Source organism: Pseudonocardia humida (assembly GCF_023898865.1).
Classification (GTDB): Bacteria; Actinomycetota; Actinomycetes; order Mycobacteriales; family Pseudonocardiaceae; genus Pseudonocardia; species Pseudonocardia humida.
Map to the genome: position 1 here is coordinate 15,788 of NZ_JAGSOV010000090.1, position 22,654 is coordinate 38,441.

Here is a 22,654-nt window from a genome sequence, read left to right on the forward strand (position 1 = left end):
TAGCGGGGTCAGCGGCGCGGGAGCACGTCGAACGGGGTGATGACGGCGGGGGTGAACCAGCGGTCGTCGCCGAAGGCGTCGGTGTCGTCGACGAGGTAGGACGGGCGCCGGTGCTCGCGGTTCTGCGCGCCCGCACCGGCGCCGAAACCGGCCCCCGGGATGTAGCCGGCGCCGGGCGAGCGCCCGGTCGTGCCGGGCGCCTGGCCGCCCGCCCCCGCGCCGGTCCCGCCGGTTCCGGGTGCGCCGCCGGCCCCGGTGCCGCCGGGGAGACCACCCGGCCCGGTGCCGCCCGGGACGCCGCCCGGTGCGGCGCCGCCGGGGAGGCCGCCCGGTGCGGAGCCGCCCGGGACGGCTCCGGGGAAGGCGCCGCCCGGGATCGGGACGCCCGGGATCGGGACGCCCGGGACCCGACCGCCCCCGGGCAGCCCACCGGGAACGCCGGCCGGAACTCCGGCTGGACCTCCGCCCGGAACGCCGCCGGGGACGCGGCCGGGGATGCCGCCATTGGGCGCGCCACCCGGCCCGCGGATGATCGGGTCTCCCGGCGGGAGCCCGCCACCGGGCCGCCCCGGCCCGCCCGGCCCCGGCGTGGTGCGTCCCGACGGTCCCGGAGCCGTGCCCGGCACCGGTACGCCGACGGGAGTACCCGGCAGGGGAGCGATCGGCCCACCCGGCACCCGCCCGCCCGGCCCGCCGCCGGGCCCAGCCGGACCCGGCGCGACGGGCACGGGGAACCCCCCGGCCGCCCCCGCCCCGGCCCCACCGGCCACCGACCCGGGGACGGGCCCACCCGGCACCTGCGCCGCGTTGGCCGCGATGACCGCCGCTGCGTTCCGGGCCGCCTCGGCGACCCCGCTGAAGACGCGCGAGAAGATCCCGCCACCATCGGTGGACCCCGCGGTGACGGTGATCGGCGTGGCGAAGGGGTGGATGTGCGGCTTGTTGCGCGCCGAGTTCGACGTGTAGGTCTCCATGACCTGCACGGCCTGGTTGGCCAGCTCCGCCCGCCGGACCTCCTCGGCCTGCCAGTCCCCGACCAGCGAGATCGGCCCGAACGGGTTGCCCCCGGTGAAGCTCTCCGGATCCCACACCGACACCGGCGCCGGCGGCGCGGGCATGGTGTTGCGCATGGTCGCGACGTGCTCGGCCTGGGTGTCCAGCGCCGCCCCCGTGATCGACGCGGAGCGCACGGCCTGCCGAACCCACGAACCGAGCAGTTCGAGGTTCTGCGCGGCCTCTGCAGCGGTCGTTCCCGCCCAGCCCTCGCCGAGGTTCCTCGTCTCCGCCTGCAGGGACAGGTCGACCTCGGCGAGCTCCTGCTGGACGCTCACCCACATGCCCTGGGCGTCCACCGAGGCCAGGTGCCCGGGGCCCGCCCAGACCTGGTCGTAGATCTCCTGGTGGGTGAGCCCGTTCCACCTGATGTCGTCCATCACGAACCGCCCCCCGGGCGCCCGGCGGCGAGGACGGCCGCCTCGGCCTCTGCCTCGGTCCTCTCGTAGCCAGCCAAGATGTCGCGCAGTGTCCTGGTCACGGCCCGCAGTTCAGACTCGTACTTCTTGATGGCCGCATAGGTGCTGTACTCGCCGTCGAAGACCTGCGCATTGTAGTGGCTGGTCATCTCAACACTGACCCTGTCGGCGGCCCACGGCACTTCTATCCGCCCTCGTCGATTCAAGTCCGTCAGAATCGAGTAGACCCGATTGGCGGCATTCTCATAAGTAGAAATCATGGATCTGATCTTGTCCGGGTCGACGCGCAGGGTCGACGGCTGCAGTTCGGGCATGTGGGTCCCTCCTGTGCTCGACGGTCAGCTGCGTTGCAGCGTCTCCATGGCCGCTTCGGCGACTCGCACGGCGTCTCGACACAGCTGGTCGGGAGGGATCGGGGGTTCGCTTCCCGAGTCGTGGAACTGCACGTCGAGGAATTGGCCTTCGGCTACATCGACATCTACAGAGCAGAAGTTGGGGAGTTCCGGCTTCGCAATGACGGCAGGGAAGCCGGCGATGGTCGTTGGTGTCACTTCGTCGCCAAGAGTGCCGGGAGCGAGCAGCTCCGCGATGCCGCTGCCGGTGGCGAGTGCAAAGCTGACGCCGATGTCCCGGGGCTCGAAGCCGGTCATCGAGCAGGTTCGCCCGGCGAAGAGCGGCGCGTCGGTGGTATCGGGAAGCGGCTCGCTGGTGATGCCTAGATCAGTGCGCTGAGTAGGGGTGAGGAGAGCGCAGGGATCCACGTCATCGAGGGGCAACTCGCGAGGACGGGTCGGGAGGCCGGCATCGCCGGTGCCCTCCGCTCCCTGCCTCGCAGGGCTCGCCTCCCCGGCCACCGGCGCCGAGCAGCTCACTACCGCAATCGCGATGGTCAGCAGCATGAGCAGGCGGCGCATGCGGCCGACGGTAGAGCAGCGTCCCCGCCCGCCGGGCCCGTTTCGGTGAACTCGTCGTAGCGCACCGCTCGCGGTGCGTGGAAGTGGGCACCACGGCCGGGATCGGCGGGTTCGCGCGCTATCGTCCGCGCGTGCGGAGAGATCGACGCAGGCGGGCCGTCGTCGACCCGTCGCTCGTCGGGCCGGTGCGGATGCCCGAGTCGGGGGTCAGCCCGCTGCGGTCGTTGCTCCAGCGGGTGGCGATCGCGCTGGGGGCGCTGACGGCGACGGCGCTGATCGTGTACTTCGGCCGCGACGGTTACGTCGACAACAACAGCGAGGACGGCATCAGCCTCCTCGATGCGTTCTACTACTCGACGGTGTCCGTCTCCACGACCGGCTACGGCGACATCGTGCCAGTCAGCGAGGCGGCGCGGCTGATGACGACGCTGTTCGTCACCCCGCTCCGGTTGATCTTCCTCATCACCTTCGTCGGAACCACCGTGGAGCTGCTCACCGAGCGGTCCCGCCAGGCGTTCCAGGTCCAGCGTTGGAGGGCCCGCGTGCGCGACCACACGGTCATCGTCGGTTTCGGCACCAAGGGGCGGGCCGCGGTGGAGACGCTGCTGGGGGAGGGGGCCGAGCCGACCAACATCGTCGTCGTCGACACCGACCGCAGCCAGCTCGACGCCGCCTCGGCGCTCGGTCTCGTCACCGTGACGGGAAACGCCACGCGGTCCAGCGTGCTGCGCATCGCCGGTGTCCAGCACGCGGCGGCGATCGTGGTGGCGACCAACCGCGACGACACGGCCGTGCTGGTCACGCTGACCGCGCGCGAGCTGGCGCCGCAGATCCGGATCGTGGCGTCGGTGCGGGAGTCGGAGAACGTCCACCTGCTGCGCCAGTCCGGGGCGAACTCGGTGATCGTCTCCGCGGAGACGGCGGGCCGGCTGCTCGGTGCGGCCACCACCACGCCGTCGGTCGTGGAGGTCATCGAGGACCTGCTCACGCCCGACGCCGGGTTCGCGATCAGCGAGCGGCCGGTGGAGGAGTCCGAGGTGGGCGGGTCGCCGCGGCACCTGGCCGACATCGTGCTCGGGGTGGTGCGCGGCGACCAGCTGCACCGGGTGGACGCCTCGGTGGTCGACGCGCTCGAGCGGGGCGACCGGCTGCTCTACGTCCGCAAGGCCAGCAGCCCCGACGAGGACTGATCCTCAGGGCCTGCGCAGCCGCCTGCGGACCACCAGCGCCGCGGCGGCCCGCAGCGCTCCTCCGGCGTCGGGCTCCGAGAGCCGCACGGTGACCTCCGGGCGCGACGGCACGCGCGACCGCAGCTCCGCGGTGACCGCGGCCGCCAGCGGCTCGCCCAGCCGGGCGTAGAGGCCGCCGAGCACGACGGTCGGGACGTCGACGAGGTTGACGACACCGGCCAGCGCGACGCCCAGGGCCCGCCCGGCGACGGCCGTCGCCCGACCGGGGTCGCGGAGCAGCGCCTCGACGTCCCGGGCGCCGGTCAGCTCGAGCAGGGCCCGCTGGCCGGCCAGCTGCTCGAGGCACCCGCGGCCACCGCAGCTGCACGCCGGCCCGTCCGGGTCGACGACGACGTGGCCGAGCTCCCCGGCCCGCCCGCCCGGTCCGCGGAACAGCTCGCCGCCCAGCACGATCCCGGCACCGACCCCGATCCCGCCGGAGACGTGCACGAAGTCGGGCGGACCGCCGTCGAACCACAGCTCGGCCGCGGCGGCCAGGTCGGCCTCGTTGCCCACGTCGACCGGCAGCCCGAGGCGGGCGGCCAGCTCGGCGTCGACGGCGACGTCGACCCAGCGGGGGAGGTTCGGGGCGCGCTGGAGCACGCCGTCGCGGCCGACCACGCCGGGCAGCGCCACCCCGGCGCCCTCGACCGGCAACCCGGCCTCGGCGACGACCTCGGCGGCCAGCGCGGCGGCTCGGTCGAGGCCGACGGCCGGCTCCCGGGTGCGGTGGTCGGACGCTGCGCTGCGCTGCGCGCGCACGGTCCCGGACAGGTCGACGACGCAGACCCCGACCTCGTCGACACCGATCTCGATACCCAACCCGGCCGGGCCCGACCGGTTGAGCTGCAACGGGCTGGCCGGGCGGCCCGTCGTGCCGCGGGCGACGGCCAGCTCGGTGACCAGCCCGTCCGCGATCAGCTCCTCGACCAGCGACGACACCGTGCCCCGGGTGAGCCCGGTGCGCTGCGCGACCCCGGCCCGCGACACCGGCTCGCCCTCGGCGATCTCGCGCAGCACGAGGGCGAGGTTGTGCCGGCGCACGGTCTGCTGGGCCGACCCCGCGCCGCGCCGGACCGGCTCGCCCGTCGTCACCGGCCGCCTCGGGCGGACCGCCCCGTCCCGGGTTCAGGAAAGCCACGATGCTGCCCGGAGAGGGCGGCATCGTGGCTTTCCCGAACCTCGCGGGCGGGTCCGCCTGCGGGGGACGGGATCACCGGAGCCGGACGGCGGTCATCTCGCGCACCTGGGCGTAGCGCTCCCGCACCGCGGGCTGCGGCTCGGCCTCGAACGACTCGGCGTCGGCCCCGGACCACACGGGCGCGGAGGGCCCGCCGGTGAGCACCCAGGCCGCCTGCCGGGCGGCGCCGTCGGCCACGTACTCGCCGGGGGTCGGGCGCAGCACCGGCACCCCGAGCAGCGCGGGCGCGATGGCGGCCACCGCGTCCGAGCGGGCGCCCCCACCGACCAGGAACGCCCTGCGCGCGGGCACCCCGGCGGCGACCAGGGCGTCGAGCGCGTCGCCGAGCCCGCTCAGCAGCCCCTCGACCGCGGCCCTGGCCAGGTGGGCCGGGGTCGAGGTGGCGAGGGTGAGGCCGTGCAGGGCGCCGGTGGCGTCGGGCCGGTTGGGGGTGCGCTCGCCCTCCAGGTACGGCACGAGGACGAGCCCCCCGGAGCCGGCGGGGGCGCTCAGCGCGAGCCGCGACAGCTCGGCGTGGTCGACGCCGAGCAGCGCGCACGCCGCGTCGAGGACCCGGGCGGCGTTGAGGGTGGCGGCCAGCGGTAGGTACTCGCCGGTCGCCGAGGCGAAGCCGGCGATGATGCCGGTGGCGTCGGCGGTGGGCTTCGGGCTCACCGCCGACACCACCCCCGAGGTGCCGAGCGAGACCACGACGTCGCCGGGGACCGCGCCGAGCCCGAGCGCGGCACCGGCGTTGTCGCCGGTGCCGGGGCCGAGCCGGATGCCGTCGGGCGTGGTCCCGGCGTCGTCGGAGGGCCCGAGCACCCGCGGCAGCACGACGTCGTCGCGGCCGAAGGCGCGGGCCAGCAGGTCGCGCCGGTACTCGCCGGTGGTGGCGAAGTAGCCGGTGCCGCTGGCGTCGCCGCGGTCGGTGACCAGGTCGTCGAGCGCGCCGGTGCCGCGCAGCTTCCAGGTCAGCCAGTCGTGGGGCAGGCACACCGCCGCGGTGGCGGCGGCGTTGTCCGGCTCGTGGGTGGCCAGCCAGCGCAGCTTGGTGGCGGTGATGGAGGCGACCGGGACGGTGCCGGTGGCGTCGGCCCAGGCCTGCGCGCCCAGCTCGTCGACCAGGTCCTGCGCGGCCTGCGCGGAACGGGTGTCGTTCCACAGCAGGGCCGGGCGCACGACCCGGCCGTCGGCGGACAGGCACACCATGCCGTGCTGCTGGCCGGCCACGGCGATGGCGCCGACGCCGTCCAGCCCGCCGGCGTCGGCGATCGCCGCCTGCAGCGCGTCCCACCAGGCGTCCGGGTGGACCTCGGTGCCGGTGGGGTGCGTCGCCCGGCCCTGGCGGGCGAGCGCGCCGGTCTCCGCGTCGCGGACCACGACCGTGCACGACTGGGTGGACGAGTCCACCCCGGCCACCAGCGTCATCCCCGGGCGCCCATGACGTGCTCGAGGGCGAGCTGGTTGAGCCGGACGAAGCCGTAGCCGCGCTCACCGGCCTTCTGGGCGTCGTAGTCCTCGAAGGCCGACCGGTCGGCCACCAGGTCGGCGACGGTCTCGCCCGGGTTGAGCGTGGGCTTGGCCAGCTCGGCGACGCCCGCCGTGGCCATCGCCTCGACGACCTCCGGGTCGGCGCGGAACGCCGAGGCCCGCTCCTTGAGCAGCAGGTAGGTGCTCATGTTGGCCGCCGCCGACGCCCACACGCCATCGACGTCCTCGGTGCGCAACGGCTTGTAGTCGAAGTGGCGGGGGCCGTCGTAGCCGGGACCCCCGCCGGGGGCACCGTTCTCGATCAGGTCGACGGTGGAGAACGCGTTGAGCAGGTCGCCGTGGCCGAACACGAGGTCCTGGTCGTACTTGACACCGCGCTGGCCGTTGAGGTCGATGTGGAACAGCTTGCCCGCCCACAGCGCCTGGGCGATGCCGGAGGTGTAGTTCAGCCCGGCCATCTGCTCGTGGCCGACCTCGGGGTTGATCCCGACGATGTCGCCGTGCTCCAGCTCGGCGATGAACGCCAGGGCGTGGCCGAGGGTGGGCAGCAGGATGTCGCCGCGGGGCTCGTTCGGCTTGGGCTCGATCGCGAACCGGATGCCGTAGCCCTGCTCCTTGACGTAGGCGGCGAGCAGGTCGATGCCCTCGCGGTAGCGGTCGAGTGCGGCCTGGATGTCCTTGCCGGAGTCGACCTCGGCGCCCTCCCGGCCGCCCCAGAAGACGTAGGTCTTGGCGCCGAGCTCGGCGGCGAGGTCGAGGTTGCGCAGCACCTTGCGCAGCGCGAAGCGGCGCACCCCGCGGTCGTTGCTGGTGAAGGCGCCGTCCTTGAACACCGGGTGGGTGAACAGGTTGGTGGTCATCATCGGGACGACGACGCCGGTCTCGTCCAGGGCCTTCTTGAAGCGGGCGATGATGCGGTCGCGCTCGTCGGGTGCGGTGCCGAACGGGATGAGGTCGTCGTCGTGGAAGGTGACGCCCCAGGCGCCCAGCTCGGCGAGGCGGTGCACGGACTGCACCGGGTCGAGGTCGGGGCGGGTGGCGTCGCCGAACGGGTCGCGGGCCGGCCAGCCGACCGTCCACAGCCCGAAGCTGAAGCGGTCCTCGCGGGTGGGCTGCGGCATGATCGACTCCTTTGTTCGATGACCGTACAAACCCCATGACGGTAGCCTCCGACGGGTGCGTCTGGCTACGTGGAACGTGAACTCCGCCCTCTCGAGGCTGCCCCGACTGCTGCCGTGGCTCGACGAGCGCAGCCCGGACGTGGTCTGCCTGCAGGAGACCAAGCTCTCCGACGAGGCCTTCGCCGAGGCGTTCGACGGACCGTTGGCCGAGCGCGGCTACCAGGTCGCGCACGTCGGTGAAGGCCGGTGGAACGGGGTGGCGCTGCTGTCGCGGGTCGGCCTCGACGACGTCGAGCGCGAACTGCCCGGCGCGCCGCGCTTCCCGGACGCCGACTCCCCGGTCGAGGCCCGCGCGGTCACCGCCACCTGCGGCGGGCTGCGCGTGACCTCGGTGTACGTGCCCAACGGCCGGGCCCCGGCCGACCCGCACTACGCCTACAAGCTGGAGTGGCTGGCCGCGCTGCGCGAGTCGGTGACCAAGCCCGCCACCGCGGTCGTCGCCGGCGACATGAACATCGCCCCCACCGACGCCGACGTGTGGGATCCCGCGCTGTTCACCGAGTCCACCCACGTGACGCCGCCGGAGCGCGAGGCGCTGGCCGGCCTGCTCGGCATCGGCCTGCACGACGTCTTCCGCGACCGCTGGCCCGACCCGCACCTCTACACCTACTGGGACTACCAGAAGGGCCGGTTCCACCAGGACAAGGGCATGCGCATCGACCTGGTGCTGGCCGGCGACGACCCGGCGGGCCGGGTGGCCGCGGCCTGGGTCGACCGCAAGGCGCGCAAGGGCAAGGGCCCCAGCGACCACGCCCCGGTGATCGTCGACCTGGACACGGCGCCGGACGGGGAGATCGGCCCGATCGTCCCGCCGGCCTCCAACCCCGTCCGGTGAGGGTCGTGGGGGGGGGGGGGGGGGGGGGGCGCGGGGGGCACCCCCGACCCCCCGGACCACCACCCCCGCCGGGGGCGTGGGGGGGGGGTGGTTGATCTCACCTACAGAGCCCCCCCCCCCCCCCCCCCGGACCCGGGTACCAGCCGAGCGTGGTGTCTGCCGAGAACCGTGAGTTGACCGTCCTCGACCCCCGCACCGGTGAGGTGGCGTCCCGGGTCCCGATCGCCTCGGCGCAGCGGTGCGACGAAGCCGTGCGGAACGCCCGCGGCGCGGCGCGGGCGTGGGCCCGCACACCCGCAGCCGAGCGCGCCGCGGCCCTGCACGCGGCCGCCGCGGCCGTGCGGGAGGCCGCCGACGAGCTGGCCGGGCTGAACGAGCGGGAGACCGGCAAGCTCCGCGACGACGCCCGCGGCGGCGTGGACGCCGGGGCCGGCACCCTCGTCCAGTACGCCGAGCTGGGCCCGGTGCACCGCGGCCGGGCGCTGCACGGCGGCCCGGACGCCACCGACCTCATGGTCCCCGAGCCGCGCGGCGTGGTGGCCGTGCTGACCCCGTGGAACGACCCGGTCGCGGTGGCCGCAGGCCTGATCGGGGCCGCGCTGGCCACCGGAAACACCGTCGTGCACAAGCCGAGCGAGCGCTGCCCGCGCACCGGGCGCCGGTTCGCCGAGATCCTCGCCGCGCACCTGCCGGCGGGCGTCCTGGAGGTCGTCGACGGCGACGGGGAGGTCGGCGCGCGGCTGGCGGCGGCGCCGGTCGACGTCGTCGCGCACGTCGGCAGCACGGCCACCGGCCGCTCGATCGCCCGGGCCGCCGCCGGTACCGGCGCGAAGGTCCTGCTGGAGAACGGCGGCAACGACGCGCTCGTCGTCGACGAGGGCGTCGACCCGCAGTGGGCCGCGGCGCAGGCCGCGCTGGGCTCGTTCGCCAACGCCGGGCAGATCTGCGTGTCCGTCGAGCGGATCTACGTGCACGCCGCGCTGGCCGATCCGTTCCTGGCCGCGCTGGCCGGGGAGGCCAAGGAGTGGGGCGAGCGCATCGGCCCGCTGGTCGACCAGCGCCACCGCGAGCACGTGCACGGCCACGTCGCCGACGCGCTGTCGGCCGGTGCGCACGCGCTGGCCGGCGGCGAGGTGCCGGACGGGCCCGGCGCGTTCTACCCGCCGACGGTGCTCGCGGGCGTCGAGCCCGGGACGGCGGTGCTGCGCGAGGAGACGTTCGGTCCGGTCGCCCCGGTGCGGGTGCTGCCCGATTTCGACATCGCGCTGCGCGAGGCCGCCGACGACGCCTACGGCCTGTCCGCCGTGGTGCTCACGGCGGACATGACGCGCGCCCAGCGGGCGTGGCGGGAGCTGCCGGTGGGCACCGTGAAGATCAACAACGTGTTCGGCGGCGCGCCGGGCGGGGCGGCGCAGCCGCGCCGGGGCAGCGGCCAGGGCTACGGCTACGGCCCCGAGCTGCTCGACGAGATGACGACCACCAAGGTCGTGCACATCGGGTCCCCGGGATGATCCGCACGACGCACGTCGGCAGCCTGCCCCGCTCCGACGACGTCCTGGAGGCGTTGGCGAAGCGCGAGGCGGGCGGTCCGGAGCCCGACCCGGAGCTCGTCCGCCGGGCCGTGGCCGAGTGCGTGGCCCGGCAGGTCGAGCTGGGCCTGGACGTGGTCAACGACGGCGAGACGGGCAAGTCCAGCTACGTGACCTACGTGCGCGACCGGCTCACCGGCTTCGCGCCCGGGCGGCCCCCGCCCGGTCGGCGCGACAACGCCCTCGACGACTTCCCCGAGTTCGCCATCCGCACCTGGCACCGGGCCGCGGCGGAGACGGTGTGCAGCGGCGAGGTCCGCTACCGCGGCACCGGTCCGGTCGAGGCCGACATCGCGAACCTGTGCGACGCGCTCGTCGAGCACCCCGGCCGCGAGGGCTTCCTGACCGCCGCCTCGCCGGGTGTCGTCGACCTGTTCCACGCCACCACGCACCACCCCGACCGCGAGTCGTACCTGCTGGCGGTGGCCGAGGCGATGAAGACCGAGTACGACGCGATCCACGCCGCCGGCCTGCTGCTCCAGCTCGACTGCCCCGATCTCGCCGTCCAGCGGACGTTCTTCCCGCCCGGCGCCGAGGGCCTGTCCGCGTTCCGCCGGCTCGCCGCGCAGAACGTCGAGGTGCTCAACCACGCGTTGCGCGACATCCCGCCGGAGCGGGTGCGGCTGCACCTGTGCTGGGGCAACTCGGAGGCCCCGCACACCCGCGACGTCCCGCTGCGCGACGTGCTCGACATCGTGCTCGGCGCCCGGGCGGGCACGCTGTCGTTCGAGGGCGCCAACCCCCGCCACGGCCACGAGTGGGCCGTGTTCACCGAGGTCGAGCTGCCCGACGACCGGCGGATCCAGCCGGGCGTGGTGGACAGCAGCACGCACTTCGTCGAGCACCCGGAGCTGGTCGCCGACCGCATCGAGCGCTACGCCCGCGTGGTCGGCGCCGACCGGGTGATCGCCGGCACCGACTGCGGGATGGCCACCTTCGCCGCGGGCGGATCGACCCTGGACGGCCGGGTGGCCTGGGCCAAGCTGGGGTCGCTCGTCGAGGGCGCCGCCCTGGCCACGGCCCGGCTGCGCCGCCGAGGCGACGTTCGATCGGGTGACGTGGGCGACATCCCGACTGGGTGACGGCCCAGCGGGCACCCGTGGAGCACGTTCCCCACCTGCTCTGGAGTCGTGATGCGTCGTCGCGCCCTGCCCGCCGTGCTCACCGTCGTCGCGCTGGTAGCCATCGCCATGGCGTCCTACCTGGCCGCCAACGCGGTCCTGCTGCCCGACCCGGTCGCGGTCCAGACCGCGGCGCTGCCGGCCGAGGCCACCGTGGAGCCCGTGGCCGCGGCCCCGGCCGCAGCGGACCCCAGCGCCCCCGGCTCGTTCGGGCTGGCCCTGGTCGTGTGGGGTTCGGTCCTGGTCCTCGCGGTGGCCACCTGGGCGGCCCGCGGCATCCGGAAGGGCGCCGGGCCGGTGCCCGACGCCCTCCCCGCGCGGCCCTAGCTCATCGCACGGTGACCGTGCTGAGAACCACGTTGTCCAGGCGGTCCGGGTCCAGCACCGCCGAGTTCGTCGCGAACGGGATCGTCTTCGACCCCCGGGCGCCCGCGTCCACGACGAACGTCACCTTGTGGACGACTTCCGCGCCGGGGGCGAGCTGGGCAGGACGAAGGCGGCCGCCGACGGCGTGCTGACCGCGCCGGGCGCCGCGGTGATCCGCAGCCCCGACGGCGCGCTGGCCGCGGTGGAGACGGCGCAGCGTGACGGGGGCCGTCCGCGCCGAACCCGCGCGCGCCGGCCGCCCCGGGCGTGGCAACCTGGCCGGGTGAGCACCAGCACCGCCGCCCCCACCAGCATCGACGCCACCTCGTCGGACGCCGTCGCCGTCCGCGAGGCCGCCCAGCGGGCGGCCGCCGCCGCGCCCGCGGTGCGGGCGGCGGGCGGCCCGGCGATCGACGCCGCCCTGCGCGCCGCGGCGGGTCTGCTACGCGAGCGCTCCTCGGAGCTGCTGGAGGTCAACGCGGCCGACGTCACCGCGGCCGAGGCCGCCGGGATGGCGTCCGGCCTGCTCGACCGGCTCCGGCTGACCCCCGAGCGCCTCGCCGACATCGCCCACCAGCTGGAGGTGCTGGCCGACACCCCGGAGCCGGAGGTCCAGCGCTTCGTGCGCGCGCTGCCCACCGGCGAGCGGGTGTTCGAGCGGCGGGTGCCGGTCGGGGTGATCGGCGCGGTGTTCGAGGCCCGCCCGAACGTCACCGTGGACGTGGCCTCCCAGGTGCTCAAGGCGCGCAGCGCCGCCGTGCTGCGCACCGGTTCCGCCGCGCTCGGCTCGGCCCGCGCGCTGGTCGAGCGGGTGCTCGGACCGGCGCTGGAGGGGGCCGGGGTGCCGGCCGCGGCGGTCCAGCTGGTGCCGACGCCGGGCCACGCGGGCGCCGAGGCCCTCGTCGGCCTGCCCGACCTGGTGCCGCTGGTGGTCGTGCGGGGCAGCGGGGAGGTCACCCGCAAGCTGTCCGCGCTCGGCGCGGCCGCCGGCACCCGCGTGCTCGCCCACGCCGACGGCGGCGGCGTGCTCTACCTCGACGCCAGCGCCGACCCGGCGCTCGTCGAGCGGCTGGTCACCGAGGGCACCGACCGGCTGGGCGTGTGCAACCGGCTGAACCTGCTGCTGATCGACCGCCCCGGCTACGACCGGCTCTGGCCGGTGGCCGAGCGGGCGCTGTCGGCCCGCTCGATCACCCCGAGCCTGCCGCCGCACGAGCACGCCCTCGGCCACGAGTGGGCCCTCGACTCGGGGGCCGAGGCGCACGTGACGGTCGCGGCCGTGGACGGCCCGGTCGACGCGGCGCGGACCGCGGCGCGGGAGACCTCCGGCCTGGCCGCCACGGTGTGCGCGGCCGACGAGGACGCCGCGACCGCCTTCATCGACGCCTACACGGGCACGGGGGTGTTCTGGAACGCCACCACCCGGCTGCTGGACGGCTACAAGCTGCTCGGCCTGCCCGAGACCGGCATCAACGTCGACCACACCCCGGGCCCGCGCGGCCCGGTGACCTACCCCGACCTGTCGCTGCGCCAGTTCGTGGTGCTGCCGGCCGACCGCGGGTAGGCGGGGTCAGCCGACGCGCAGCGCGTCGAGCAGCCGGGTCAGCGCGGCCAGCGCGTCGGCCAGGTCCTGCGGGTCGTCGGTGCCGGCGACCCACAGCGCGGCCTCGTTCATCGCCCCGGACAGCAGGTGCGCCAGTGGGGCGACCGGCTGCGGGGCGAGCACGCCCGCGTCGACCAGCTCGGCCAGCGCCTCGCCCAGGTGCCGGCCCGCGCCGGTCTCGTCCATGGCCCGCCACTCGCTCCAGCCGAGCACGGCCGGGCCGTCGACGAGCATGACGCGCCGCGCAGCGGGCTCGGTGCTGGCGGTGAGGAACGCCCGGCAGCCGGTCGTCAGCCGCGCCCACGGGTCGGGCTCGCCGTCGGCCGCGGCGGCGACGGCGTCGGCCACCTCCTGCTGGACGTCGGCCAGCACGGCCCGGAACAGGTCGGTCTTGCCGCCGGGGAAGTGGTGGTAGAGGGCCCCCTTGGTCACTCCCGCGGTGCGCACGACCTCGGCCAGCCCGACCGCGGCGTAGCCCTGCTCGCTGAACAGCCGCCGACCCACCCGCTGCAGCTCACTGCGGGTGCGCTCGCGTTGCTGCGCCCGCACGCCGTCCGCCATCGCCCCTCCTTGACATACCGACGGTACGCCAATACCGTCCTTCGCATACCGATGGTACGCGAAACCAGGAGGACGCGGTGCACCTGACCGGCTTCTACCCCGTGCTCGGCACGCCCCGGCTGCGCGAGACGCACGAGTTCTACGCCCGGTACTTCGGCTTCGAGACGACCTTCGAGACCGACTGGTACGTCAGCCTGCGCCGGCCCGGGCCGCCGGACGTCGAGCTGGCGCTGCTCGACCCCACGCACCCGACCGTGCCGGCCGGCTACCGGCGCCCGGTGCAGGGCGTGCTGCTCAACGTCGAGGTCGCCGACGTCGACGCCGAGTGGGAGCGGCTGGTCGTGCGCGGCGGCCTGCACCCCGAGCTCGAGCTGCGCAGCGAGCCGTTCGGGCAGCGGCACTTCATCGTCGCCGACCCCGGCGGCGCACTGGTCGACGTGATCACGCCGATCGAGCCCGCGGCCGAGTACGCCGCCGCCTTCCGGGACGACTAGCCCGTCGCCCGCACCCCCGAGGGCCGAACGGGGGTGCGGCTACCACCGACCGGACCTGGGGGGATACCTGGTACCGCGCCGGTCCGGGCGGGAGGACCATGAGCGCATGGTGACCACCGCCGACCGCCCCGCGACATGGGACCTGTTCCGCAGCTCGGGTGAGGATCGGCCCGTACCGTCCGCCCGCGCCGACGCGATCACCACCGCGCTCGGTGTCTGGTTCACCCTGGGGCTCTTCGTCGACGCCTACGCCCACGCCAACCTCCCCGGCCTGGAGACGTTCTTCACGCCGTGGCACGCGGTGTTCTACAGCGGGTTCGCGGCCGTCGGGCTGTGGGTCCTGTGGCTGGTGTGGGGCCACGTGCGGGAGGGCAGGCGCGGGCTGTCGGCGGTGCCGCTGGGCTACGGGGCCACGGTCGTCGCGCTGCCGGTGTTCGCCGTGTCCGGCGGCGTCGACCTCGTCTGGCACGAGGTCATCGGCATCGAGACCACCACCGACATCTTCTTCAGCCCGAGCCACCTCGGCCTGGTGGTGTCGATGATCGTCATCCTGACCAGCCCGCTGCGCTCGGCCTGGGCCCGCCACCCCGCGGGCACGCGCCCGTCCCTGGGTGCGGTGCTCCCCGGGGTGCTCACCCTGGCCTTCGCGGCCAGCCTGGTGCTGCTGTTCCTCACCTACGGCAACGCCTTCCTGCGCGACTCGTCCTCCGTCGTCGGCGCGCTCTCCGATGCCGACGACGGCCAGGCAGGCCGGCTGGCGGCCAGCATCGTGATCACGACCATGGTGCTGGTCGCCCCGCTGCTGCTGGTGGCCCGGCGCTGGGCGCTGCCGCGCGGCACCGCCACCGTGCTGTTCGCCGTCTGCGCGGTGATCTCCGCGGTGCTCACCGGCTTCGAGGCGAACGAGATCATGATCGCGACGGTGGTCGCGGGCGCGCTGGTCGACGTGCTGGCCGCGGTGCTGCGCCCGAGCGGCGCGCGGCGCGCCGCGTTCTGGCTGTTCGGCTTCCTCGCCCCGGTGCTCACCTGGGCGGTCTACCTGGGGGTCGCCTCGGCCACGGTGGGGCGGCTGCCGCTGGTGGCCGAGTTCTGGACGGGCATCCCGCTGGTCGCCGGGCTGGTCGGATGGGCGCTGGCGGCGCTGCTGCTGCCCGACGCCGCGGCGGGCGCGCCCACCGCGCCGAAGGGCGCCGCCTCCGTCTAGATTCGGCGGCGTGCCTGTCGAAACCCCTGCCCGGGAGATCCACCGGGTGACCCTGGCCAACGGACTGCGCGTGCTGGTCGTGCCCGATCCGTCGACGCCGGTCGTCGGCGTGGCGGTGCACGTCGACGTCGGGTTCCGGTCCGAGCCGCAGGGGCGCACCGGCTTCGCGCACCTGTTCGAGCACCTGATGTTCCAGGGCTCCGAGAGCCTGGAGAAGCTGGCCCACTTCCGGCTGGTCCAGGGCTCGGGCGGGAGCTTCAACGGCTCCACCCACCAGGACTACACCGACTACTTCCAGGTCCTGCCGGCCGCCGCGCTGGAGCGCGCGCTGTTCCTGGAGGCCGACCGGCTGCGCGCCCCCCGGCTCACCGAGGAGAACCTGCGCAACCAGGTCGACGTGGTCAAGGAGGAGATCCGGCTCAACGTGCTGAACCGGCCCTACGGCGGGTTCCCGTGGATCCTGCTGCCGCCGGTCCTCTACGACACGTTCCCGAACGCGCACAACGGCTACGGCGACTTCACCGAGCTGGAGCAGGCCACCGTCGAGGACGCCGCGGCGTTCTTCGACACGTACTACGCGCCGGGCAACGCCCAGCTCACCGTGGCCGGGTACGTCGACGTCGAGCGCACCCTGGCGCTGGTCGAGAAGCACTTCGGCGACATCCCCGCGCGGCCGACGCCGCAGCGGCCCTCGTTCGCCGAGCCGGTGCCGGGCACCGAGCGCCGCGAGGCCGTCCCCGACGCGCAGGCCCCGCTGCCCGCGCTGGCGGTCGGCTACCGGCTGCCCGACCCGGGCGCCGACCTCGACGGCTACCTCGCCCACGCCCTGCTGGCCTCGGTGCTGGGCGAGGGCGAGGCGGCCCGACTGCAGCGCCGCCTCGTGCACGCCGACAGCCTCGTCACCGACGTCTCGGCCGGCGCGGGCCTGCTGGGCCCGCTGGACGCGCGCGACCCCGACACCTTCACGATCACCGCGATGCACCCCGCCGGCGTCGACCCCGACCGCGTCCTGCGCGCCGTCGACGAGGAGCTGGACAAGCTGGCGGCCTCCGGCCCGTCCACCGAGGAGCTGGCCCGCCAGGTCGCCCGCTGGTCGGCGGCGCTGCACCAGGAGAACGACCGGGTCATGTACCGGATGCTCGGGCTGGGCGCGCGCGAGCTGCTCTACGGCCGGGCCGAGATCAGCGACGAGCTGCCCGCCCGGCTCGCCGCCCTCACCCCCGACCAGGTCCGCCGGGCCGCGGCCGCGCTGCGCGGCGCCGGGCGCGGCGTGCTGCTCGTCGAACCCTCGGCGCAGCAGTGGGACCCCGCCGAACCGACCACCGAGACCGTCGACCCGGCGCAGGCCGCGGGGGAGCAGGCATGACCATCACGACCCACCGCACCGCCGAGGAGATCGGCCGCACCCCGCTGGGCCCGCGCCCGCTGCCCGACCTCGGCGACACCCGCTCCGTCCCGCTGCCCGACGTCGTCGACCGCGTGCTCGGGTCCGGCCTGCGGGTGCTGGCCGTGCACCGGCCGAGCGTGCCGATGGTGGAGCTGCGGCTGCGGGTGCCCTTCGCCGACCCGGACCCGGCGCCCGACGCGACGCCCGGCCACCCGGCCGTCGCCGAGCTCCTGTCGTCGACCCTGCTCACCGGCACCGCCTCGCGCGACCGGGTGACCATCGACGACGAGCTGGCCGCCGTCGGCGCCGACCTGGGCGTCTCGGTCGACCCCGAGCGGCTGGTCGTCGGCGGCTCCGGGCTGGCCTCGGGGCTGCCCGAGCTGCTGGCCGTGCTCGGCGACGTGCTGGGCGCGGCGTCCCACCCCGACACCGAGGTCGCCCGCGAGCGCGAGCGGCTGGTGGACCGGATCGCCGTGGCCCGCGCGCAGCCCCGCTCGATCGCCCGGGAGGCACTGCAGCGCAAGCGCTTCGGCGACCACCCGATCACCCGCGAGATGCCGCGGGCCGAGGACGTCTCCGCGGTCACCGCCGAGCAGGTGCGGGCCCTGCAGGCCGCCGCGCTCGTGCCGCGCGGGGCCATCCTCACCCTGGTCGGCGACATCGACCCGGACGCGGCCATCGCCCGGGTCGAGGAGGCGCTCGGCGGTTGGGCCTCCGGCACCGAGGCGCACCGGCTGTCCGCGCCGCCCGCACTGGCCCCCGGCGACCTGCTGCTCGTGCACCGGCCCGGCTCGGTGCAGTCGCAGCTGCGCCTCACCGCCCCGGCGCTGCCCCGCCACGACCCCCGCTACGCCGCCCTGCAGCTGGCCAACCTGGTCTTCGGCGGGTACTTCTCCTCGCGCTGGATGGAGAACATCCGCGAGGACAAGGGCTACACCTACGGCGCGCACTCCGGACCGGAGTTCGTGCCCGGCGGCGCGGTGCTCGGCGTGGAGACCGACGTCGCCAGCGACGTCACCGCCGCGGCGCTGCTGGAGACCCGCTACGAGCTGGGCCGGATGACCGCGGTGCCGCCGACCGCCGCCGAGATCGACGCCGCCCGCGCGTACGCCGTCGGGTCGCTGCTGATCTCGCTGGACACCCAGGGCGGGCTGGCCTCCACGCTGTCCGCGCTGGCCGCGGAGGGCCTGGACGTGGAGTGGCTGCGCGGCTCGCCGGGGCGGCTGCAGGCGGTGACCGCCGAGCAGGTCGCGGCGGCCGCGCTGGAGTTCTTCGCGCCGAGCCGGTTCACCGGGGTCGTCGTGGGCGATGTCGACGTGATCGGGCCGGGGGTGCGGGCGCTCGGCGGGGTGACCGGGCCGTGACCGAGCTCGGCGAGGCCCCGCTCGCGCAACCGCCCGCCTCGGGGTTCGTGCTGCTCGACTCGCCCGTGCTGTCCCGCTCGGCGGTGCTGCGCGACGAGCCGATGCGCACCGACTCGACCCGCCAGCTGGCCGGCTGGTCGTCGGCGCGGCTGGTCGTCGTCGACGAGAGGGGCCGCACGCCGGTCGTCCGGGACGGCGACACCGCCACCCTGACGACCAGGCCCACCGAGGGCGACAGCCCGCCGGAGGGGGCCGTGCTGCTGGGCGAGGCCGACGGCGTGGCCTACTGGGCGGTGCGCGGCGCGGCCGACCCCGCCGCGGACGACGACCCGGCCGACTGGCAGGACCTGCGCATGGTCGGCGCGGCGCTCGACCCGCTCGGCGCCGGGCTGCTCACCACCGCGGTGGCCGTGCTCACCTGGCACGAGCAGTCGCGGTTCTGCGCGCGCGACGGCTCCCCGACGCGCGTCGGCAACGCGGGCTGGCACCGCGTCTGCGAGGCAGCCGGGCACGAGGAGTACCCGCGCACCGACCCCGCCGTGATCTGCCTCGTGCACGACGGCGGCGACCGGGTCCTGCTGGCCCGCCAGCCCACGTGGCCGCCGGGGCGGTTCTCCGTGCTGGCCGGGTTCGTCGAGGCGGGCGAGTCGCTGGAGGCCTGCGTGCAGCGCGAGATCCAGGAGGAGGTCGGCGTCGCCGTCCGCGACGTGCGCTACCTCGGCAGCCAGGCCTGGCCGTTCCCGCGCTCGCTGATGGTCGGCTTCCACGCGCTGGCCGACCCGGACCAGCCGCTGGTGCCCGCCGACGGCGAGATCGCCGAGGCGCGCTGGGTCACCCGCGCGGAGCTGCGCACCGCCCTGGACGTCGGCGACTGGGCCGGGCGCCCCGGCGACGCCCAGCCCCTGCTGCTGCCCGGCCGGGTCAGCATCGCCCGCAGCATGCTCGACGCCTGGGCCGCGCTCGACTGACCGGGCACACCCCGTGGTCACGGTGCACACGTCGGGACCTGTGCACCGTGCCCGTCAGGTGTGCGCGGTCGCCTGGGTGATCAGGCGGCGTCGAGCCGGGCGCGGACCTCGGCCAGCGTCGGGTTGGTGGCGGTCGAGTCGTCCGGGAAGCGGACCACCGGGACGGTCTGGTTGCCGCCGTTGACACCCTCGACGAACTTCGCGGCCGCGGGGTCGCGCTCGATGTCGACCTCCTGGTAGGAGATCCCGGCCTGCTCCATCTGGAGCTTCAGCCGGCGGCAGTAGCCGCACCAGGTCGTCGAGTACATCGTCACTTGGGGGGTGGGCGAAGACATGTCCCGTTCAACCGCGCCGCGGCGCCGGGTCTTCCCGGACGGTGTCAGGATGGCCCCGTGCGCCCCGACACGGAATCCCCCGAGTCCGGTCTCGACGAGGAGCAGCTGGCCGCGGTGACCGCTCCTCGCGGGCCGCTGTGCGTGCTCGCCGGGGCCGGCACGGGCAAGACCCGCACCATCACCCGCCGGATCGCCCGCCTGGTGGCCACCGGGCACGTCGCTCCCGGGCAGGTCCTCGCGGTCACCTTCACCGCGCGGGCGGCGGGGGAGATGCGCACCCGGCTGCGGCTGCTGGGGGTGAGCGGGGTGCAGGCCCGCACGTTCCACGCCGCCGCACTGCGCCAGCTGCGCTACTTCTGGCCGCGGGTCGTCGGCGGCGAGCGCTGGCAGCTGCTGGAGGGGAAGCTGCGGGTGGTCGGGCAGGCCGCGGCGCGGGTGAAGGCCGGCACCGACGCGGCCTCCCTGCGCGACTTCGCCAGTGAGATCGAGTGGGCCAAGTCGAGCCTGGTCACCCCGGAGCGCTACCCGGCCGAGGTCGCCGCCCGCCGCCGCGACACCCCCGGCTCCGCCGAGCAGGTCGCCGCCGTCTACGCCGGCTACGAGGCTCTGAAGAACGGCGCCGAGCTGCTCGACTTCGACGACCTCCTGCTGCACACGGCCGCGGCGCTGGAGGAGCACGGCGCGGTGGCCGAGGAGTTCCGTGACCGCTACCGCTGCTTCGTCGTCGACGAGTACCAGGACGTCACGCCCCTGCAGCAGCGGCTGCTCGACGCCTGGCTCGGCGACCGCGACGACCTCACCGTCGTCGGCGACGCCAACCAGACGATCTACACCTTCGCCGGCGCCACCCCCCGCCACCTGCTGGAGTTCAGCCGCCGGTTCCCGGAGGCGACCATCGTGCGGCTGCAGCGCGACTACCGCTCCACCCCGCAGGTGGTCGGCGCGGCCAACAAGCTGATCAACGCGGCCCGCGGCCGCCCGGCCGGCAGCAGGCTCACGCTGATCGGCCAGCAGCCGCCGGGGCCCGAACCCGACTTCGCCGAGTACGACGACGAGCCGGCCGAGGCCGTCGCCGTGGCCCGGCAGATCCGCCGCATCGTCGCCGACGGCACCCCGCCCGCCGAGATCGCCGTGCTGTTCCGGATCAACGCCCAGTCCGAGGCGTACGAGCAGGCCCTCACCGAGGTGGGCGTGCCCTACCAGGTGCGCGGCGGGGAGCGGTTCTTCTCCCGACCGGAGGTGCGCAGGGCGATGACGCTCATCCGCACGGCGGGTGAGGTGGACGCCCCGCTCGTCGACGCGGTGCGGGCGATCCTGGCCCCGGTGGGGCTCACCCCGGAGCCGCCCGGCGGAGCCGCCCAGCGCGCCCAGTGGGAGTCGCTGCTCGCGCTGGTCGAGCTGGCCGAGGAGCTGCTGGCGGTCGAGCCGGAGGCCGACCTGGCCCGGTTCGCCGCCGAGTTGCAGACCCGGGCCGACTCCGCGCACCCGCCCGCCGTGCAGGGCGTGACCCTGGCCTCGCTGCACGCGGCCAAGGGCCTGGAGTGGGACGTGGTGTTCCTGGTCGGCCTGGTCGACGGCACCCTGCCCATCCAGCACGCCGACGGCGACGAGGCCGCGATCGAGGAGGAGCGCCGCCTGCTCTACGTCGGCATCACCCGGGCCCGGCGCCGGCTGCAGCTGTCCTGGGCGCTGGCCCGCCAGCCCGGCAGCCCGCGCCGCAGGCGGCGCAGCCGGTTCCTCTACGGGCTGATCCCCGAGCACCACCCGGCGTCGAGGGTGGGCGCCGAGTCCTCCCGCGGTGGCCCGAAGCCCCGCTGCCGGGTCTGCGGCTCGCCCGTGTTCGGGGCGGACGCCACCAAGCTGCGCCGCTGCTCGGACTGCCCGTCCGATGTGGACGTCGAGCTGCTCGACCGGCTGCGGGGCTGGCGCAGTGAGCAGGCCCGCGAGCAGAACGTGCCGGCCTTCGTGATCTTCACCGACGCGACGCTGACGGCGATCGCCGAGCAGCGCCCCTCCGACGCGGGCGCGCTGGTCGGGATCCCCGGCATCGGGGCCCGCAAGCTGAACCGGTACGGCGAGGCCGTGCTCGCCCTGATCTCCGACGGGTAGTTGACGGGAGAAACTTCCGGTAAATCAGTTGTGCGCTCGCCCACCCTGTCCCTAACGTAGCTCCTCGACGGTCCTGACAGCCCGTCCTTCGCCACGACCAAACCCTGAAGGGGGTGCCACCGATGAAGATCTTCTACGAGATCCCGTCCCACGGCACCCGTCTGTCCTTCGCGGGGATGTCGAAGCCGCTCGCGCAGGGCGTGCGCGCGTGGCGGCAGCGACCGACGAGCCTGCCCGTCTCCGTCGGCACGGGGATCGCCGTGAGCACCACCGATAACTGCACACGTGTGTCCGAAGTGGAGCATCGTCATACCTAGGCGACAGCCACTGGCCCTCAAGACCGAGGCCGCGGACCCACATCGGGATCCGCGGCCTTTTTGTTTGTCCTGCCTGACCCCATCTCTCAGGAGGTAGAAGTGCTAGTCAGATCAGTCCCGTTGGACGGCGGGGCGATCAGCGAGTCGTTCGGCGGTGGCACGACCGTCGGCGTCGGGACCTTGCTCGACGCGGCACCCCGCGCCGGCCTGGACCTGCCCTGCCGGTCCGGCGACGCCGACCTGTGGTTCGCCGAGGCCCCCGCCGACCTGGAGCGCGCCAAGGCGGCGTGCGGTACGTGTCCCATCCAGGCCGAGTGCCTGGCCGGGGCCGTGCGCCGCGCGGAGCCCTGGGGCGTCTGGGGCGGCGAGATCTTCGAGCGCGGGAACGTGATCCCGCGGAAGCGGCCGCGTGGTCGGCCGAGCAAGGCAGACCTGGCCCGCGACCGGGCCTACGCCGCGGCCCAGTCCGCCTGACCGAACCACCACCCGCCCCACCGTGGGCGCCCGCCACCGGCGGGCCCTGACCGACAGGAGATCGATCGTGACCAAGCCGCAGACGGATCTGGCACCTCGTCCCGCCGACCTCGACCGCGAAGGAACCGCGATGTTGCTCCACGAAGCACTGGCCAGATCCCGACAGCAAGAGGCGGTGGAGGCGGCCCGGCGCTACGCGCTGGCCCGCCCCCTGGCCGCGGGCCGGACGTGGTCCCGGCTCGCCCGCTTCGCCGCCCGGCGCGCCGCTTCCGCGCGTGCCGCCGCCGGCGTGGCGCCGCTCGACTGAGGCCTGACCGCCCTCGAGCGGGTACCGCGGCGCTCTCCGACGCGCCGCCCGACGGCTGCCCCGGAAGACTCGCTACCGGCCGGGGCGGCCGTCGGCCACCCTGCGCGTGCCGCCCGGACCGTGCCCGTGCCGGCGGGACGCGCCGGCCGG

At 75.3% G+C, this 22,654-nt stretch carries 24 protein-coding genes; 15 read left to right on the plus strand and 9 right to left on the minus strand.

Annotation, left to right across the window (positions count from 1 at the left end):
• Positions 1-8: 8 nt before the first annotated feature.
• The 3 genes from KDL28_RS41200 to KDL28_RS37615 are packed head-to-tail and all read right to left on the minus strand — an operon-like array spanning position 9 to position 2,386.
• Complete coding sequence (locus KDL28_RS41200; RefSeq protein WP_305882285.1) at positions 9-1,433, minus strand: PPE domain-containing protein; 1,425 nt, start codon at positions 1,431-1,433, stop codon at positions 9-11.
• Positions 1,433-1,786: a WXG100 family type VII secretion target gene (locus tag KDL28_RS37610; protein ID WP_252446267.1), complete on the minus strand. Its 354-nt coding sequence runs from the start codon at positions 1,784-1,786 to the stop codon at positions 1,433-1,435. The genes KDL28_RS41200 and KDL28_RS37610 overlap by 1 nt, the downstream gene beginning before the upstream one ends.
• Positions 1,787-1,810: 24 nt before the next feature.
• Positions 1,811-2,386 carry a DUF3558 domain-containing protein gene (locus tag KDL28_RS37615; RefSeq protein WP_252446268.1) on the minus strand — a complete coding sequence of 192 codons (576 nt, stop codon included), beginning with the start codon at positions 2,384-2,386 and terminating at the stop codon, positions 1,811-1,813.
• A 191-nt stretch (positions 2,387-2,577) separates the two neighbouring features.
• Here KDL28_RS37615 and KDL28_RS37620 point away from each other — a divergent pair, with 191 nt between their 5' ends.
• Positions 2,578-3,576 (plus strand): potassium channel family protein, encoded by a 999-nt coding sequence (locus tag KDL28_RS37620; protein WP_252446286.1) that lies wholly within the window; start codon positions 2,578-2,580, stop codon positions 3,574-3,576.
• Between the two features lie 3 nt (positions 3,577-3,579).
• Here the strand turns inward: KDL28_RS37620 and KDL28_RS37625 are convergent, their stop codons facing one another.
• From KDL28_RS37625 to xylA, 3 genes are all read right to left on the minus strand, one after another.
• On the minus strand, positions 3,580-4,710 hold the full coding sequence (locus KDL28_RS37625) for an ROK family transcriptional regulator (RefSeq protein ID WP_252446269.1): 1,131 nt from the start codon (positions 4,708-4,710) through the stop codon (positions 3,580-3,582).
• Positions 4,711-4,828: 118 nt separating this feature from the next.
• A complete protein-coding gene (locus KDL28_RS37630) occupies positions 4,829-6,226 on the minus strand; it encodes a xylulokinase (RefSeq protein WP_252446270.1) in 1,398 nt (465 codons plus the stop codon).
• On the minus strand, positions 6,223-7,413 hold the full coding sequence (gene xylA, locus KDL28_RS37635; protein WP_252446287.1) for a xylose isomerase: 1,191 nt from the start codon (positions 7,411-7,413) through the stop codon (positions 6,223-6,225). The genes KDL28_RS37630 and xylA overlap by 4 nt, the downstream gene beginning before the upstream one ends.
• A gap of 52 nt (positions 7,414-7,465) precedes the next feature.
• Between xylA and KDL28_RS37640 the strand changes: the two genes are divergently transcribed.
• The 4 genes from KDL28_RS37640 (at position 7,466) to KDL28_RS37655 (ending at position 11,342) form a co-directional block, all read left to right on the plus strand.
• Positions 7,466-8,305, plus strand: a complete 840-nt coding sequence (locus tag KDL28_RS37640) for an exodeoxyribonuclease III (RefSeq protein WP_252446271.1) — start codon at positions 7,466-7,468, stop codon at positions 8,303-8,305.
• Between the two features lie 152 nt (positions 8,306-8,457).
• Positions 8,458-9,816: an aldehyde dehydrogenase family protein gene (locus KDL28_RS37645; protein WP_372497172.1), complete on the plus strand. Its 1,359-nt coding sequence runs from the start codon at positions 8,458-8,460 to the stop codon at positions 9,814-9,816.
• Complete coding sequence (locus tag KDL28_RS37650; RefSeq protein ID WP_252446273.1) at positions 9,813-10,976, plus strand: cobalamin-independent methionine synthase II family protein; 1,164 nt, start codon at positions 9,813-9,815, stop codon at positions 10,974-10,976. The genes KDL28_RS37645 and KDL28_RS37650 overlap by 4 nt, the downstream gene beginning before the upstream one ends.
• Before the next feature lie 51 nt (positions 10,977-11,027).
• Positions 11,028-11,342, plus strand: coding sequence for a hypothetical protein (locus tag KDL28_RS37655; protein WP_252446274.1), 315 nt, complete (start codon positions 11,028-11,030; stop codon positions 11,340-11,342).
• A gap of 1 nt (position 11,343) precedes the next feature.
• On the opposite strand, the gene KDL28_RS40960 is transcribed toward KDL28_RS37655, so the two are convergent.
• The gene (locus tag KDL28_RS40960) at positions 11,344-11,466 is read right to left on the minus strand and encodes a hypothetical protein (RefSeq protein ID WP_256503519.1); all 123 of its coding nucleotides are present in this window, start codon (positions 11,464-11,466) and stop codon (positions 11,344-11,346) included.
• A 228-nt stretch (positions 11,467-11,694) separates the two neighbouring features.
• On the opposite strand from KDL28_RS40960, the gene KDL28_RS37660 reads away from it, so the two are divergent.
• Positions 11,695-12,945: an aldehyde dehydrogenase family protein gene (locus KDL28_RS37660; RefSeq protein ID WP_252446288.1), complete on the plus strand. Its 1,251-nt coding sequence runs from the start codon at positions 11,695-11,697 to the stop codon at positions 12,943-12,945.
• 6 nt (positions 12,946-12,951) lie between these two features.
• Here the strand turns inward: KDL28_RS37660 and KDL28_RS37665 are convergent, their stop codons facing one another.
• The gene (locus KDL28_RS37665; protein ID WP_252446275.1) at positions 12,952-13,545 is read right to left on the minus strand and encodes a TetR/AcrR family transcriptional regulator; all 594 of its coding nucleotides are present in this window, start codon (positions 13,543-13,545) and stop codon (positions 12,952-12,954) included.
• A 77-nt stretch (positions 13,546-13,622) separates the two neighbouring features.
• Here KDL28_RS37665 and KDL28_RS37670 point away from each other — a divergent pair, with 77 nt between their 5' ends.
• The 5 genes from KDL28_RS37670 (at position 13,623) to nudC (ending at position 18,962) form a co-directional block, all read left to right on the plus strand.
• On the plus strand, positions 13,623-14,039 hold the full coding sequence (locus KDL28_RS37670) for a VOC family protein (RefSeq protein ID WP_252446276.1): 417 nt from the start codon (positions 13,623-13,625) through the stop codon (positions 14,037-14,039).
• 106 nt (positions 14,040-14,145) lie between these two features.
• On the plus strand, positions 14,146-15,243 hold the full coding sequence (locus tag KDL28_RS37675) for a hypothetical protein (protein WP_252446277.1): 1,098 nt from the start codon (positions 14,146-14,148) through the stop codon (positions 15,241-15,243).
• A gap of 10 nt (positions 15,244-15,253) precedes the next feature.
• Entirely contained in the window at positions 15,254-16,609 is a 1,356-nt protein-coding gene (locus tag KDL28_RS37680) for a M16 family metallopeptidase (protein ID WP_252446278.1), read from the plus strand.
• Positions 16,606-17,994 carry a M16 family metallopeptidase gene (locus KDL28_RS37685; protein ID WP_252446279.1) on the plus strand — a complete coding sequence of 463 codons (1,389 nt, stop codon included), beginning with the start codon at positions 16,606-16,608 and terminating at the stop codon, positions 17,992-17,994. Before KDL28_RS37680 ends, KDL28_RS37685 begins: the two co-directional genes overlap by 4 nt.
• Positions 17,991-18,962, plus strand: coding sequence for an NAD(+) diphosphatase (gene nudC / locus KDL28_RS37690; protein ID WP_308216123.1), 972 nt, complete (start codon positions 17,991-17,993; stop codon positions 18,960-18,962). Before KDL28_RS37685 ends, nudC begins: the two co-directional genes overlap by 4 nt.
• A gap of 80 nt (positions 18,963-19,042) precedes the next feature.
• On the opposite strand, the gene KDL28_RS37695 is transcribed toward nudC, so the two are convergent.
• A complete protein-coding gene (locus KDL28_RS37695; protein ID WP_252446280.1) occupies positions 19,043-19,297 on the minus strand; it encodes a mycoredoxin in 255 nt (84 codons plus the stop codon).
• Between the two features lie 57 nt (positions 19,298-19,354).
• Here KDL28_RS37695 and KDL28_RS37700 point away from each other — a divergent pair, with 57 nt between their 5' ends.
• The 4 genes from KDL28_RS37700 (at position 19,355) to KDL28_RS37715 (ending at position 22,504) form a co-directional block, all read left to right on the plus strand.
• Positions 19,355-21,406, plus strand: coding sequence for an ATP-dependent DNA helicase UvrD2 (locus KDL28_RS37700; RefSeq protein WP_252446281.1), 2,052 nt, complete (start codon positions 19,355-19,357; stop codon positions 21,404-21,406).
• A gap of 122 nt (positions 21,407-21,528) precedes the next feature.
• On the plus strand, positions 21,529-21,723 hold the full coding sequence (locus KDL28_RS37705) for a hypothetical protein (protein WP_252446282.1): 195 nt from the start codon (positions 21,529-21,531) through the stop codon (positions 21,721-21,723).
• Positions 21,724-21,822: 99 nt separating this feature from the next.
• Complete coding sequence (locus KDL28_RS37710; protein ID WP_308216124.1) at positions 21,823-22,197, plus strand: WhiB family transcriptional regulator; 375 nt, start codon at positions 21,823-21,825, stop codon at positions 22,195-22,197.
• 67 nt (positions 22,198-22,264) lie between these two features.
• Complete coding sequence (locus tag KDL28_RS37715; protein WP_252446283.1) at positions 22,265-22,504, plus strand: hypothetical protein; 240 nt, start codon at positions 22,265-22,267, stop codon at positions 22,502-22,504.
• The last annotated feature ends 150 nt before the right edge of the window (positions 22,505-22,654 follow it).